Annotated in this window: 1 pseudogene; it reads right to left on the reverse strand. The window is 62.3% G+C overall.

What is annotated here, in order from left to right:
- Positions 1 to 313 (reverse strand): annotated as a pseudogene (locus Q4563_RS18410) (hypothetical protein); the annotation flags it as partial.

A 313-nucleotide genomic window follows, 5' to 3' on the forward strand; every position in this document is an offset into this window, starting at 1 on the left:
GCGCAGCGCCTGCCAAGGTTTTAGTGCGAGAACATAGTCTAGATAGCTGGCGGCACTCCAGCCATAGCCGAGCAGGGCGCGGTTGGCACAGGCCGTCTCGAGCCTTACCGGGCGGAACGCCGCCTTGGCCGAGGCAAAGTCTTTTTGTTGCAAGTATCTGTAGCCTAACGCGGTCAGGGCTTTGTCGCGCAGGGCGAGGTATTCGTCGCCGAGCTCGGGCTCCGTAGGCGGGGCGGCCGCCAAAAGCGCCTGATAATGGCTTTGTGCGCGGATCGGGTCGTTTTGACGCGCGGCGCTGTTGCCTAAGTTAAGC

It is taken from the genome of Gilvimarinus sp. 1_MG-2023 (genome assembly GCF_030548285.1).